This is a genomic window from Verruconatronum alginivorum (assembly GCF_056590205.1).
The window spans coordinates 5,771,753-5,786,661 of sequence record NZ_JBWPVQ010000001.1; the positions used below are offsets into that span (position 1 = coordinate 5,771,753).

A 14,909-nucleotide genomic window follows, 5' to 3' on the forward strand; every position below is an offset into this window, starting at 1 on the left:
ACCGAATTGGCAAGCTGCGGGAAGACGCAGCGGTCCCAATGATAGGGAAACTTCGGTCGCTACCCGATATCAACCGGACTTTCCCTGCGAGATCCAAGATACGCCCGCCATCCCCCGAAAGCGGTGATCTCTTCGGCGCCAACGATAGCGAACGGTTCGCACAGGAAGCCGTGCACCTGGTCGCCGTCGGCGAGGATGAGGCTACCGATTCCGAGCGGCGACCGGATCGCCGCGGTGAATCGTCCGAAGGCGTCCGGACGGAGTCGCCAGATTTCCACGTCGATGCCGGGGCCGGAGGTTTCCGGGTCGCGGATCAGGCCGGGCTTGGGCGGTTCGGTGTTTGGAAGCGCATAGAGCCTGTAGCCCGGTGCGGTGCGGGTTGCCTTTTCAAAACGGGCTCCGAGGTCGAGCAATTGGCCGTTCAACGGTTCCCCGCGGAGGTGGGCGCCGGCCACCGCGACCCGGATTTCATCGGAGTTGGGAGTGGAAGGGATGGCTATGGATGCGGGAATCGATTCGAGGGTGGCGACGGTGTTGCCTAATTTTCCGCCGATCACCAAATGATACCGCTCCGCGAGTTCGAACAGACTCTCATCCGAGAAAGCCGGTCCGAGCAGGGTGATCCCGAACGGGAGCCCGTTGGTGCGGAAACCAGCCGGAAGGGCGATGCCGCAAAGATCGAGGAGGTTGACGAAATTAGTGTAGTACCCGAGATCGGTGTTGATGGCGACCGGATCGGCGGCGACCTCGTCGTGAGTATAAATGGTTCCGGTGGTCGGCAACATCAGAAGGTCCATTTTTTTCCATTCCCGCGCGGCCCGCCGACGCAGGGACTCGAGCCGGTGGAAGGCGCGGAAGGTATCCGCCGCGCTAAAGCGACGGCCACCTTCGATGATCGCCCGAGTCACCGGATGGAACGCGTCCGGTTCCTCGTCGATAAACGGAGTCACCGCCGCGAGACGCTCAGCGACCCATGGCCCAGAATAAAGGAGGGCTGCGGCTTCCTTAAACGGCTGGAAATCAATCTCCACCGGTGTCCCCCCCAGCGAGACAAGTCGGTCGACTGTCTCGCGAAAAAGTCTTCTTGATTCCGGATCGCCAAAAAACTTCAGATCGGCGGGAGCGGGAACTCCGAATCGGAAATCCTCGGCCGGAATCGAAACCCGCGGTGACTCCTCCCGGCTGTAAGGATCGTCGGCATCGAAGCCGCCAATCACCCGTCTGATCATCGTGGCGTCGGTGACGGTCAGGCTGAAGACGCTCGGACAATCGAGCGATTGGCATGCCGGGACGATTCCCCGGGTGCTGACTGATCCCCGGGTCGGTTTCCAGCCGACGATGTTGTTGAACGCCGCCGGGACCCGGCCCGAACCCGCCGTGTCGGTGCCGAGGGAAAACGAAACCAATCCGGCCGCCACGGCGACGGCGGAGCCGGAACTCGACCCGCCGGAAATATACCGGTGGTCGAAGACCGAGGACGGCGCCCCGTAAGGCGAGCGGACCCCCACCAGGCCGGTGGCGAACTGGTCCATGTTCGTCTTGCCAATCAGGATGGCTCCGGCTTCTAGAAGTCGCTGAATTGCCGGAGCGGTAAAGTCCGCAATGTATTCGAATTCCGGACACGCCGCGGTGGTCGGGAGTCCGGCCACGTCGAAATTGTCTTTGACGGCGAACGGGATGCCGAAGAGCGGCTTCCCCGCGTCGAAGGCCCCCAATTGTTCCACCTGTTCCAGCGCGTCGCTTTCCGACAGAAGGTGGATCCAAACCGCGTCTTCTCCTCGCTGGTCGATTCGGGCATAAATCGTCCGAATGACTTCCTCGGGAGTTGCGCTCCCTTCACGGTAGGCTTCGTGCAGCGATACGATGTCGAGGCTCGGCAAATTCATACGGTGACTTCCTCCTGCAAAACCGCGACCGGTTGTCCGGCGGAGACGAGAGTCCCCGGCGGAGCGATGATCTCGGTAACGACCCCATCGGCGGTCGCTTCGATCGGAACCTCCATTTTCATCGCCTCGATGACGGCGATCTTTTGTCCGCGGGTCACCTGGTCGCCCACCTTCACCGGCACCGCCCACATGTTGCCCGAGACCGGAGAGGAGACCAACGTGGCTCCTTCGGGCAGATCGATGCTGCCGGGGTCGGACTCGGGCGGTCCGTCGTCGGCGGCGGTCACGAGATCTGCGGAACCATCGCGGGCCCACCTTTCGCGTTCTTCCTCGAACGCCTTCTGCTGCCGTTCGCGGAAAGTGTCGATGCTCCCGGACTCCCGCTTCAAAAACGCCCGGTAATCCCGGATCGAAAACGTTTCCTCCTGGATATCGAGTGATACCTGGCCTCGGCGGAACGCTTCCCGATACTCCAGCACTTCCGCTTCCGGCATCGGATAAAAGCGGATCTGATCGAAGAAACGGAGCAACCAAGGGTGTCCTTGTTGGAATTCGCGGGTGCGCTTGTAAGTGTTCCAGACCGGAACGGTCCGTCCGACCAGTTGGTAACCGCCAGGACTTTCCATTCCGTAAACGCAAAGATACACGCCGCCGATCCCGACCTCGCCTTCGGCGGTCCAGGTCCGGGCCGGGTTGTATTTGGTGGTGAGGAGACGGTGCCGGGGATCGACCGGGACCGCGCACGGGGCGCCGAGATAGACGTCACCGAGACCGAAGACCATGTAGCTCGCCTTGAAAAGAATCGCTTCCACTTCGTCGATCGAATCGAGCCCGTTGATCCGGCGGATGAATTCGACATTGCTCGGGAGCCACGGCGCCTCCTGGCGGACCGATTGTTGATACTTGGCGATCGCTTCCCGGGTGGAGTCGGCGTTGAAGGCCAACGGCAGATTCACCACGCGGGTCGGGACCACCAGGCTGTCGACCGCCGGCATCCGGGCCTCCGCTTCAAGCAACACGTCGAGAAGATCTTCGAGCCGGATCCGGCGGCTGTCATAATTCACTTGCAGGGAGCGGACTCCGGGGGAGAGTTCCAGAATGCCTTCGACCGGATTTTCCCTGAAGTATTCCATCAGCGAGTGGACTCGGAAACGGTTCTCCAGGTCGAGCACCATCGGACCGTATTCAATCAACAAATACTTATCTCCGGCCTGACGGTAAACCACTTCCGGAGACGAGGCGGTGGAGGGAAGACGATGCAGGATCGCGCCGTCCCCCAACCGGGATGACGGACTGGTGCGATTGCCGGCGGGGAGGGGGGAGGACTCCGGCGGAATGTCGAGGCCGGCGATCGCCCGATCCTGGACCGCCTCGGCTTCCACCGCCGCCGCGTAGTTAGTCCGTTTGAAACGGATCGTGTCGCCCGGACGCAGTTGTCCGATTTTCCACAATTCGGCTTTGATGATCGTGACCGGGCACGCGAAGCCACCGAGGCTCGGTCCGTCCTTGGCGAGGATGACCGGCATGTCGCCGGTGAAATTGACGGTGCCGATGGCGTATTCGCAGTCGTGGATGTTCGACGGATGGAGTCCGGCTTCGCCTCCGTCGGTGCGGGCGAATTCGGGCTTGGGACCGCTGAGACGGATTCCGAGCCGGTTCGAGTTGTAATGGACCTTCCAATCGGTGGAGAAGAACATCTCCATCGAGGCTTCGGTGAAAAAGTCGGGGGCGGCGTGCGGACCATAGAGGACACCGATTTCCCATTGGGCCGAGTAGGCGGGAACCATCTCGGGCGGCGTGACTTTGAGCGGCACCAGCGGCTCCGCTTCCCGGTCCATCGGCAGGACGTCGCCATGCCGGAGGAACCGGCCCGCGTGCCCGCCGAATTTGCCGAGGCTGAACGTCGACTTGCTGCCAAGATACTCCGGAACGTCAAAGCCACCAGAAAGCGCGAGATAGGCCCGGCAACCGGCTCCTTCGATTCCACCAAGCGTGAGGACCGACCCCGCCCGGACATGGAAGCTTCTCCAAAACGGCACCGGTTCGCCGTCAAGCGTCGCCCGCATCGCGGCACCGGTCAGGGCGATGGTGGTGTCGCGGTTAAAGCGGAGGGTGGGACCGTTCAAGGTTATTTCCAACGCCGCCGCGGTGGAGGCATTTCCGACCAATTCGTTGGCGATCCGGAAGGCGTAGTCGTCCATGGGACCGGAGGGAGGGACGCCGATCGACCAGTATCCGATCCGTCCGGGGTAATCCTGGACGCTGGTCTGGGTGCCCGGTTCGATCACGTCGACGGTCGGGGGATCGAAAGGAAAATCGGCCAGCCATTTCGTGCTGATCTCCCCGGCGGAAAAATCGGCGGAGCCGACGACCTGGCGGAGATACTCGAGATTGCATTCGATGCCGGCGACCCGGGTTTCGGCGAGCGCCTGGCGGAGAAGACGCAAAGCTTCCGGACGGGTAGGCGCCCGGACGATCATTTTGGCGATCATCGGGTCGTAGAAAGCCGGAACCTCGGTCCCCCGTTCCACCCAGGTCTCGACCCGGGCCAGCTCGGAAAAAGTCGCTTCGGTCAGGATGCCGGAACTTGGCTGGAAGTTTTTGTTCGGATCTTCTGCGTAAATCCTCACTTGGATCGACGCGCCGGAGGGACGGATCTCGCAATCGGATAGGTCGAGTTCGCCCGCCGCCTGGCGGACCATCCATTCGACTAGATCGATCCCGGTCACTTCTTCCGTGACGCCGTGTTCGACCTGGAGACGGGTGTTGACCTCGAGGAAATAAAATTCGTGGGTGGCGGCGTCGAAGAGAAACTCGACGGTTCCGGCCGACTGGTAGCCGACCGCCGAAGTCAGCCGCACCGCCGCTTCCTGGAGAGCGCCGCGAACCGTATTGCCGATTCCGGGCGCGGGTGTTTCCTCGACCACCTTTTGGTTGCGGCGTTGCGCGGAGCAGTCGCGTTCTCCGAGTGCCACCACTCGGCCCCGACCGTCGCCGAAGACCTGGACCTCGATGTGTCGGGCGGTCTCGACGAATTTTTCTACGAAGACGCCGCCATCGCTGAACGCTCCTTCGGCCAAATGGCGGACCGATTCGAAGGCTTCCGTCAAGGAAGCTTCGTCGGCGCAGACCCGCATGCCGATTCCTCCGCCCCCGGCGGTGCTCTTGAGAATCACCGGATAACCGATCCGGCGGGCTTCTTCGGCGGCGGAATCGAGGTCGGCAAGCAATTCGCTGCCGGGGAGCAACGGCACCGCGTTGCGCCGGGCGATTTCGCGGGCGGTATGTTTGAGCCCAAAGTCGCGCATCTGATCCGGAGTCGGACCCATGAAAACGATGCCCGCCTCCGCGCACGCTTCGGCGAAACCGGCGTTCTCGGAGAGGAAACCGTAACCCGGATGAATCGCCTCGGCGCCCGATGCGCGGGCCGCCTCGAGGATCCTGGAAATTTGCAGATAGGATTCGTTGGCCGGTCCCGCACCGATGCAGATCGCTTCGTCGGCCTCGGAGACGTGGAGAGACCCGGAGTCGGCCTCCGAGTAGACGGCGACGGACCGGACATTGAGTTTCTTCAAAGTGCGGATGATTCGGCAGGCGATGGCTCCGCGATTGGCGATCAGGACTTTGTTAAACATAGATTCGAAAAGAGGTCGGGTGGAGGGTTGTTGGTTCAGACTTGGAGATGTTCGCGAACCACGTCGTCGCTCAACTCGGAGATTTCTCCGGAAATGGTCACGACGCCGCGGTCCATCGCGTAAAAGCGGTCGGCGAATTCGCGGCAAAAATCGACGTATTGCTCGACCAGCAGGATGGTGAGAGACGCTTCCGTTTTGAGTTTCTGCAACGTCTCGCCGATCTGTTCTATAATGGAAGGTTGGATACCTTCGGTCGGCTCATCGAGGATGAGAATTTTGGGACGGGTGAGCAGTGCCCGGCCGATCGCCAGTTGCTGTTGCTGACCGCCGGAAAGGACGCCTCCTTTCCGCTTGAGCATCGACTTGAGGACCGGAAACAAGGCGAACACCCGTTCCAGTTCCTCCTGGGCCTCTTTGCCGCGTCGCCGATGCACCACCAGCCCGATCCGGAGGTTTTCCTCGACCGTCAGATGGGGAAAAATGTCGCGGCCCTGCGGAACGTAACCGATGCCGGAGCGAGCCCGGGCGTCGGGCGGCAGGCGGTGGATCGGTGCGCCGTCGAGGGAGATGGCGCCGCTGCGCACCTGACGAAGACCGGTGATTGCCCGAAGAGTGGTGGTTTTGCCGACTCCGTTTCGGCCCATCAGGGCGACCACTTCGCCGGACCTGATTCCGAAGGAGACGCCGCGCAGGATGCGGGAACCACCGATGTCGGCTTCGACGTTTTCGAGTTTGAGGAGATCGATCATGAGGAATCCGGGAGGGTTAGTGGGCCTTGCCTCGGCCGAGGTAAACCTCGCGCACTTTCGGGTTGGTTTGGACGTCGTCGAATTTCCCCTCGCAGAGGACCGAACCCTGATGGAGAACGGTGACCCGGCCGTCGCGGGCGATTTGCCGGACGAAGGTCATGTCGTGTTCGACGACAATCAGACTATGTTTGCCGGCCAGGGAAAGGAGGAGTTCGCCGGTGCGGTGGGTCTCTTCGTCCGTCATTCCGGCGGCCGGCTCGTCGACCAGGAGGATGTCCGGATCCTGGGCGAGAAGCATGCCGATTTCGAGCCACTGCTTTTCTCCGTGGGAAAGGGCGTCGGCCCGGGAGTGACGCTTGGCGGTCAAGTTGACCTGGGCGAGAATGTCGTGCAGGCGGTCGGTGCCGGTCGAGCAGAGGCGGTGGCGAATCGAGGCGAAAACGCCCCGGTGTCCGGGAAGGGAGAGAACCAGGTTGTCCCAAACGGTGTGGGCGCCGAATACGCTGGGAGTTTGAAACTTCCGTCCGATTCCGATCCGGTTGATCTCGTATTCCTTCAGCTTGGTAAGGTCGGTGCCGGGTCCGAGGAAGATCTTCCCGGTGTCGGGGCGGGCCCGTCCGGTGATCAAGTCGAAGAAGGTGCTCTTGCCGGCGCCATTGGGGCCGATCACGGTGCGGAGTTCGCCTTTGAACAAATAAAAGGTGAGATCGTTGATCGCTTTGAATCCGTCGAAACTTTTGGTGACGTCTTCGATGGTGAGAATGGCTTGACCGTGCATCGTTACGATTCCTGTTTGGCGGGGATTTCCACCGGTTCTTCCACGTTGCGGACAAGGCGCACGCGGATCCACTTGACCAGCGTCCGCAGGCGTTCGGGAAGACTGATCAAACCGCCCGGCAGGATCAGGACTACCGCGATGAAAAGTCCGCCGATGATGAACAGCCAGAGTTCCGGCGCGGCGCTGGTCGCCCAGCTCTTCAGGGCATTGACCGAGACCGCTCCGAGGATCGGTCCGACAAGGGTGCCCCGGCCCCCGACCGCGACCCAAACCACCGCTTCAAGCGATTTGTCCGGGGTCATTTCGTTCGGATTGATGATGCCGACTTGGGCGATGTAGAGCGCTCCCCCGAGACCGGAGGTCATGGCGGCGAGGACGAAGACGAAGAGCTTGTAATTGACGGTTGAATACCCGGAAAATAGGACCCGGTTTTCCCCGTCCCGGATCGCCTGCATGATCTTCCCGAATTTGGTCAGACTCAGCCACCGAAACAGCAGGAAAACTCCGGCGACGCTGGCGATGGTCGCGATGTAGAGCATCCGGCGGGTCTCGGCTGAGTTGAGATTAAAACCGAGAATCGTGCGGAAGTCGGTCAATCCGTTGTTGCCGCCAAAGCCGAAGTCGTTACGAAAAAAGAGCAAGGCGGCGGCGTAGGTCAGAGCCTGGGTGAGGATGGCGAAATAGACGCCCCGCACCCGCGAGCGGAACGCCAACCAGCCAAAGATCCCGGCGACCAGGCCGGGAACCCAGAGGGCGGCGGCGGCGGCGAACCAGAAATTGTAAAACGGTTTCCAGACCACCGGAAGACTATCGTAGCCCAGGAAGACCATGAAGTTCGGCAAGGCATCAGGGGCGGTCGCCGCGGCGGCGGCGAGAATCAGATACATCCCGAAGGCATACGCGCCGAGGGCGAAAAAGAGCGCCTGGCCGAGCGAAAGGATCCCCATGTAACCCCAGAGGATGTCGATTCCCAGGGCGAGAATCGCGAAGGTGGCGTATTTGCCGTACAAATTCAGCGTGTAGTTGCTGACGTAGAGAAAATGATCCGACGGCGCGAAGGCGTTGAGAATCGGGAGAATGATTCCGCACGCCACGACCGTCGCGCCAAACAGGAGCCACTGCCATGGCTTGAGGAAACGGGTTTTGATGATGGTTTTATCGTCGGACATCGATATCGCTGGTTTGGTGAATCAATCGAGGGCGCGGCTTCGGGTGGGAAAGAGACCGCCGGGCCGTCGCTGCAGGAAGAGGATGATCGCCCCGAGCACCACGATCTTGCCCATCACCGCGCCGAGGACCGGTTGCAAGAGCTGATCGACGGTCCCGATCATCAGGGCCGCGGTGACGGTGCCGAAGATACTTCCGACTCCTCCGGCGACCACCACCATGAATGTATCCACAATATGGTTTTGACCGAGGGAGGGACCGACGTTGGTCAACTGGGTCAGACAGGCCCCGGCGAGTCCGGCGAGACCCGATCCGAAGGCGAAGGTCAACATGTTGACCCGCTTGTTGCGGACTCCCATGCAAGCGGCCATCGAAGGATTCTGGATCACCGCCCGGATGTTCAACCCCATGGAGGTTCGGGTCAGAATGAGCCAGACCGCGAGAAACAAAACGGTGGCGAAACCGATGACGAAAATCCGGTTGAAGGCGAAGACGATGTCGAAGAAGACGAAGTTGCCGGTCAGGTAGGAGGGGGCGTTGATCTGGACATTGGAGGGACCGAAGATCATTCGGAAGGCCTGCTGCATGACGAGCGAGATCCCCCAGGTCGCCAGGAGGCTTTCCAATGGCCGGTTGTAGAGGAAACGGATGACGCTGCGTTCGATGAGGAGTCCGACCCCCGCCGCGGCGAGGAAGGCGACCGGGAGGGCGACGAGGAAGTAGGCGCCGAATCCGGCTCCGCCGAGACCGAACCAATGGATGAAAAGATTCTGGGTGAGAAAGGTGGCGTAGGCGCCGACCACCATCAGTTCCCCATGGGCCATGTTGATGACCCCCATCAAGCCGAATGTGATCGCCAAACCTAGCGCCATCATCAGGAGGACGGAGCCGAGACTGAGCCCGCGGAAAAAATTGGCTACGAAATTGACCCGTTTCCAGTGCGCCTCGATCCGGGAAACCCCGGCCTGGGCGGCGGCGACCATTTCGGGGGTGATTCCACTCTCGTCACCCTCGTTTTCAAATCTCTCGACCAAACTCTCCAGCTGTGACTTGGCCATCAACGATCGGCTGTGGGCGAGTTGTTCGATGGCGGCCATTTTCACCTCCGGGTCGTCACTTTGGAATTCCAGGATGGCGATGGCCACAGAAAGGGTCGATATCACGCGCGGATCCTCTTCAATCTCCGATCGTTGTTTTAAATACGAGAGAAACTCGGCGTTCCGCGAATTCCCAAGTCGTTCGATCGCTTGAATGCGGGTCCGGCGGTCGGCGTCGTTGATCGCGGCGATTTCCACGATTCGTCCGATGGTCCGGCGTATCCGGGAATTGGTTCGAAGATAGTCCATTCCGGAAGGATCGAAGGCCTGAACCTCGCCCGCTTCGTCCAAAACCGGCGAACCGTCGCGGACCCAGATGGCGGGATGCTGACCATCGGTCTCGATGGAAAAATCGAGCAAGATGATCTCCCGACCCTCTCCGTCGGGTCCGGTGACGAAGAAAAGTTCGCCCCGACGCCAACCGTCCAACACAGGGGCAATGGCGGGATCGTCCGATCCGAGCAGACGAAGAATCAAATCGGGTTGTTGCGCTGCCGGGGCGGTAAGGGCGGCGAGGAGAGCTTCGCGGTTTGGATGGTCTCCTCCGAGATCGATCTCCGAGACCGGAGCCGCGCTCGCAGCGGGTCCGGGAAGGAGAAGGACCGCCGCGACAATGGTCAGGAGCTGGGCGGTGAAAAAGCGAATGGGTGTGTTCAAGGTCGGCAAGACGGATAATGAGATTGGGTGAATCGGCAATGGACTTAAGGATTCCGCACCGGGTCGTTGCGGTATTCATCCCCGGGACCTCCGGAGCCGATGATTGGCTCCGGAGGCGATTCCGTGGATCCGATTATTTCGAAGCGGCGGTGGTGGAGAATGTTCCGCTCAGGAACGGCTCGCCCCGGACTTGTTCGAAAGATTTCAAGATTTCGAACTGACCGTCGGGAAGAGTCTCCCCAATGTAAACGTTCTTGGTCGCATGGTGGTTGTCCTGCATGGTGATCAACCCGGCAGGTCCGTCGAAACTGATGCCCGGGAGGGCCTCCCGGACGGCGTCGACATCGAACGAGCCGGCTTTTTCGACCGCTTTCTTCCAGAGATGAACTCCCGAGTAGGAGAGGGCCATCGGGCTGTTGGTGACTCGTCCTGTCCGCTCGATTCCGGGAACCTGAGCGGTCCTGAGCCACGCGAAGAAGTCGTCTTTGAACTTCTTGTTGGCGGGAGTGTCGAGCGACATGAAGTAGCCCCAGGCACCCAGGTGGCCGACCAGGTCACGAGTCGGCAGTCCGCGGAACTCATCCTCGGAAACCGAGAAGGAAATGACCGGCGTATCATCCGCGGAAATACCAGCGTTGGAGAGCTCGCGGAAGAACGGGACATTGGTGTCACCATTGAGCGTGCTCACCACGGCGGTGTCTCCGGCGGCGGCGAACTGCCGGATCTCGGAAACGATCTGCTGGAAGTCAGCGTGACCAAATGGAGTGTAAACCTCGCGGATGTTGGAGGCGGGCACGCCCTTGGAGGCGAGGTATTCCCTCAAAACCAGATTGGTGGTCCGCGGATAAACATAGTCGGTGCCCAGGAGGTAAAACCGCTTCTTGCCGAGTTCCTCCATCAGGTAATCGACCCCCGGGATCGCCTGTTGGTTGACGGCTTCCGACATGTAGAAAACATTCGGCGATTGTTCTTCTCCCTCGTATTGCACCGAGTAGAAGAGCAGCCCGTTGTTTTGCTCGAACACCGGGAGAACGGCCTGGCGACTGACCGAAGTCCAGCAACCGAACACCACCGCGACCTTCTCTTGTTCCAGCAGTTCGCGGGCGCGTTCGGCAAACAGCGGCCAATTCGACGCGCCGTCGACAACCACCGGTTGGATCTTGTGGCCCATGACGCCGCCGTTGGCGTTGATCTCATCGAAGGCGAAGAGGAGGACGTCGCGGAGGGACGTCTCGCTGATCGCCATCGTCCCGCTCAGGGAGTGGAGAACTCCGACTTTGACGGTCTTTTCCTCCGCGTGGAGGGCGACCGTGGCGAAGGCGCAGAGAGCGAAGGCGCCGCCGCGAAGGAATGAATGTAATTTACGAATCATCATTGTATTAGGTTTGTGGATTTTGATTGGTTTGGATTTACGGTTGGCTGACGAAAACTGGGTTGGCCCGACGGCGCGGGTTGGCGTGCTCCTACGCCGCCGGGCTTTTAGTATAGGACAACAGGAGGGACCTTGGGTCAGAATGCGACGCCAACGCCGACATTGAGAGTCAGGTAGTTGCTACGGTCGTTTCCGGTGAAGGAGCGGTCGGTGTGCCAGTAAGTGAGCGCGCCGTGGAGGTCCCATGCTCCGTACTGCCCGGGCACTCCAAGCGGATACTCGAAGCCGAGTCCGATGTTGGAGTAGCCATATCCATCTTCTCCCGGCACATGGAAATCATCGAAAGAGAATCCCACCGCAGCTGGAATAGAGAGACTGACGTTGTGTAATTCTGTTTCGAAAAGAGTGGCGCCCAATTCGAAAATGAAGCCCTTTCGTTGGTCGCCGACCGTTTCGAAACGATAATGGGTCAGCAGGTAGGGAGCGAACATTCCGTCCCAGGAAACTGTGAAGTCGAAAACGCCCTCGGTTTCACCCGCGTAAAGCCATTGCTGGACCGTGAAGTCGAAGGTGAAATCCCCGACCGGGAAATAGTAGCCCAGCCAGACATCGATTTCCTGGATACGACCGAGATTGCTTTCGGCCAGTCGGTTGACGTCCGCCCAAATTCCAGTGTAGATCGCGCTATCGTTCGGCAAAGCGAATTCGAGCCCGATCGACGGCTGAAACAGGAACTCGTCTCCAATGTTTCTGGTGTCGTTGCCCCAGACATTCACGCCGTAAGACATGAAGTGCGAATTGTAGTCGAGTGACAAATACCCCGAGACGTTTTCGGCCGCGGTGGCGTTAATAGTCGCGAGGGATCCGCCTAGAAGGCCGATCGCAAGCGAGGAGCGTTTGAGAGATGCAGGAAGAGACATGATGTATTATCTTTCGGTTAGTAGTTATTTATCTGACCCCAGGTGTGAGTGAGGACCGGATACGATTCGGTATTAGCTAATCCCGTGCCAACTCCGATGTTCCGGGAAAATTGGGTTAATTTAACCACAAGCCAGGTGCCCGATTCTCGTCGTTCAAGCCGATTCGAGTCACTCGAAGAGGTGCCTTACCCGCCGAGTGGTCGTTTTTGAACAGAGCGGCGTGAAGCAGACCGATGGGGAATCACCGCGGAGAACGGGCCGATGGAAATCGCGCCGGTGAGTGAGTTCCTGGAAGCGGTGGTTTAAATCAAAACCACCAGGAAAAATCCGAAAAGAACGGCGAAAAGAGCCGCATTGGCGAACTTGACGGTCGCGACGTTCCGCTGGAAAAAGACCATCAGGCGGTCGCTCCGCAGTCCGCGCCAAGCCAGGAGAATGATGATGATCAAGGGAAGGACAAAGGCGATATTGTAGATCAACAGAAAACCGAGCGCGGTCATCCGCTCGGCTCCGCTTTGGATGACCAACATGATTGTCGGGGCGTACATTTGACCGGTGCAGGCAAGCTCCAGGAGCGCGATCGCCATACCGGTCAAAAACGCTGCGATCACGAAGTGGCTGTTCATGCGGCAAGTTAAATGAGCCGTTTCCTATACCCGTTCGGCGCTCGACTTCGGACGCAACAGAGGGTAGGCTTTGCCATTTCTGTCCATGCCGGTTTACGAATACCTTTTGTTGGCGTTGGTGTCACTTTTCGTCATTATCAATCCACTTTCCGCCGTGCCCGCCTTTCTGGCGATGACGCCGGACGACACGCCCGCCGCTCGGGTGCAGACGGCCCGGTTGGCGTGTTTGGTGGCGGCCGGGATCCTGCTGGTTTTCGCCATAACCGGGGCTTTTTTCTTTTCGACCCTCGGAATCACGTTGGCGGCGTTCCAAATCGCGGGCGGGGTCTTGTTGTTCGCCATCGCCTTCGATATGGTACGCTCGCCGCAAGCGGATTTGCGATTGACCCCTGAGGAAAAACAAGCGGCGCGGGAAAAGGACGACATCGCGATCACGCCGATGGCGGTCCCGTTGTTATGTGGTCCGGGAGCGATTTCAACCGTGATCATCCTGCAAACGCAGGCGACCAGCATGACCCACAATTTCGCGCTCTACCTGACGGTGCCGGTGATTTATTTCGTCGCCTTCATGATCTTGAAGGTCTCTTCCCACGGGGCCGCATGGCTCAATCCGATCGTGCTCCGGGTGATGCGCCGCCTGATGGGGCTCGTTTTTTCCGCCGTGGCGATCCAGTTCGTTTTGAGCGGGATCGAGGCGGCGGAGTTGTTTTGATCAACCCTCCAGCCGCAGCACCAGGTAATTCCGTTTCCCTTTTCGCAGAAGGATATATTTGCCAAACAAGAGATCGGCCTCGGTGAGGCGGCGGTGAACGTCGGTTGCGCGCTCGTTGTTGATGTAGATCCCGCCTTGAGGGATTTCCTTGCGGGCGAATCCCTTCGATTGGGAAAGCCCGGAGCGGGCCAACAGGTCGGCGAGGGGAGCTCCTTCTCCGGAGAGGTCGTCGGGGGTGATCGGGTGAACCGGCGCCTCACCGACGACCTCGGCGAAACTTGATTCGGAAACGTCTTCCAAACCGCCGCCGAAGAGGATTGCGCTGGCGCCGATGGCGTCGCGGGTGGCGGTTTCGCCATGGACGATGGTGGTCACCTCCCGAGCCAGCGCCTTGTGGGATTCGCGGGCTCCAGGGTTGGCTTCGTGGCGGGCGGCGAGTTCCTCGATTTCCGCGCGGGAGAGGAAGGTGAACTTCTTCAGGTAAGGAACGACCATGGCGTCTTCGGAGTTCACGAAGAACTGGTAAAACTTGTAAGGGCTGGTCCGGGCGGGATCGAGCCAGACGGCTCCTCCTTCGGTTTTGCCGAATTTGGTTCCGTCGCTCTTGGTGATGAGCGGGAAGGTAAACCCCCAAGCCGGGGCGCCGAGCTTCCGGCGGATGAAATCTGTGCCAGCGGTGATGTTACCCCATTGGTCGGAGCCGCCGACTTGCAGCTCGCAATTCAAGTGGTGGCGGAGGTGGAAAAAGTCGTAGGCTTGAAGGAGTTGGTAACTGAACTCGGTGTAGCTGATGCCCGATTTGCCTTCCATCCGGTTCTTCACCGATTCTTTGGCGAGCATGACGTTCAAGGAAAAATGTTTGCCGACGTCGCGCAAAAAATCGAGGAAACTGATCGGGGCGATCCAATCCGCGTTATCGACCAGACGGGCGGGATTCGCGGCCGTATCGAAATCGAGCAGGCGTTCGAGTTGAGCCTTGATCGAGGCGACGTTGTGGTCGAGTTGCTCGCGGGTAAGGAGGTTGCGTTCCGCCGATTTGCCGGATGGATCGCCGATCATTCCGGTGGCGCCGCCGGCGAGGGCGATTGGGCGGTGCCCGGCGAGTTGGAAGCGTCGGAGGGTCAGTTGGCCCATGAGATGTCCGACGTGCAAGGAATCGCCGGTCGGGTCGAAGCCGACGTAGAGCGTGATCGGTCCGGTTGCGAGGCGCTGGCGCAGCCCGTCCAAATCGGTGCAATCGGCGATCAACCCCCGCCACTCCAAGTCATCAATGAAGTCCATAAGCGGACCATTTTATCGAACCGACCCGG

11 protein-coding genes are annotated in these 14,909 nt (G+C 60.1%); 1 reads left to right on the forward strand and 10 read right to left on the reverse strand.

Annotated features, from left to right (window positions below; genetic code table 11):
• Positions 1–59: 59 nt before the first annotated feature.
• The 9 genes from atzF to ACWUI2_RS21435 form a co-directional block, all read right to left on the reverse strand.
• Complete coding sequence (gene atzF, locus ACWUI2_RS21395; protein ID WP_486984880.1) at positions 60–1,886, reverse strand: allophanate hydrolase; 1,827 nt, start codon at positions 1,884–1,886, stop codon at positions 60–62.
• Positions 1,883–5,521, reverse strand: coding sequence for an urea carboxylase (gene uca, locus ACWUI2_RS21400; RefSeq protein WP_486984881.1), 3,639 nt, complete (start codon positions 5,519–5,521; stop codon positions 1,883–1,885). Before uca ends, atzF begins: the two co-directional genes overlap by 4 nt.
• Before the next feature lie 35 nt (positions 5,522–5,556).
• Positions 5,557–6,270 carry an urea ABC transporter ATP-binding subunit UrtE gene (gene urtE / locus ACWUI2_RS21405; protein WP_486984882.1) on the reverse strand — a complete coding sequence of 238 codons (714 nt, stop codon included), beginning with the start codon at positions 6,268–6,270 and terminating at the stop codon, positions 5,557–5,559.
• 16 nt (positions 6,271–6,286) lie between these two features.
• Positions 6,287–7,048, reverse strand: a complete 762-nt coding sequence (gene urtD / locus ACWUI2_RS21410; protein WP_486984883.1) for an urea ABC transporter ATP-binding protein UrtD — start codon at positions 7,046–7,048, stop codon at positions 6,287–6,289.
• 2 nt (positions 7,049–7,050) lie between these two features.
• The gene (urtC, locus tag ACWUI2_RS21415; protein ID WP_486984884.1) at positions 7,051–8,217 is read right to left on the reverse strand and encodes an urea ABC transporter permease subunit UrtC; all 1,167 of its coding nucleotides are present in this window, start codon (positions 8,215–8,217) and stop codon (positions 7,051–7,053) included.
• Between the two features lie 21 nt (positions 8,218–8,238).
• Positions 8,239–9,978, reverse strand: a complete 1,740-nt coding sequence (gene urtB / locus ACWUI2_RS21420; protein WP_486984885.1) for an urea ABC transporter permease subunit UrtB — start codon at positions 9,976–9,978, stop codon at positions 8,239–8,241.
• A 124-nt stretch (positions 9,979–10,102) separates the two neighbouring features.
• Positions 10,103–11,344: an urea ABC transporter substrate-binding protein gene (gene urtA / locus ACWUI2_RS21425; RefSeq protein ID WP_486984886.1), complete on the reverse strand. Its 1,242-nt coding sequence runs from the start codon at positions 11,342–11,344 to the stop codon at positions 10,103–10,105.
• A gap of 134 nt (positions 11,345–11,478) precedes the next feature.
• On the reverse strand, positions 11,479–12,261 hold the full coding sequence (locus ACWUI2_RS21430) for a TorF family putative porin (RefSeq protein WP_486984887.1): 783 nt from the start codon (positions 12,259–12,261) through the stop codon (positions 11,479–11,481).
• A gap of 302 nt (positions 12,262–12,563) precedes the next feature.
• Positions 12,564–12,887: a hypothetical protein gene (locus ACWUI2_RS21435; protein WP_486984888.1), complete on the reverse strand. Its 324-nt coding sequence runs from the start codon at positions 12,885–12,887 to the stop codon at positions 12,564–12,566.
• Between the two features lie 70 nt (positions 12,888–12,957).
• On the opposite strand from ACWUI2_RS21435, the gene ACWUI2_RS21440 reads away from it, so the two are divergent.
• Positions 12,958–13,599 carry a MarC family protein gene (locus tag ACWUI2_RS21440; RefSeq protein WP_486984889.1) on the forward strand — a complete coding sequence of 214 codons (642 nt, stop codon included), beginning with the start codon at positions 12,958–12,960 and terminating at the stop codon, positions 13,597–13,599.
• Here ACWUI2_RS21440 and tyrS read toward each other — a convergent pair whose 3' ends face one another.
• Positions 13,600–14,880, reverse strand: a complete 1,281-nt coding sequence (gene tyrS, locus ACWUI2_RS21445; RefSeq protein ID WP_486984890.1) for a tyrosine--tRNA ligase — start codon at positions 14,878–14,880, stop codon at positions 13,600–13,602.
• Between the last annotated feature and the right edge of the window lie 29 nt (positions 14,881–14,909).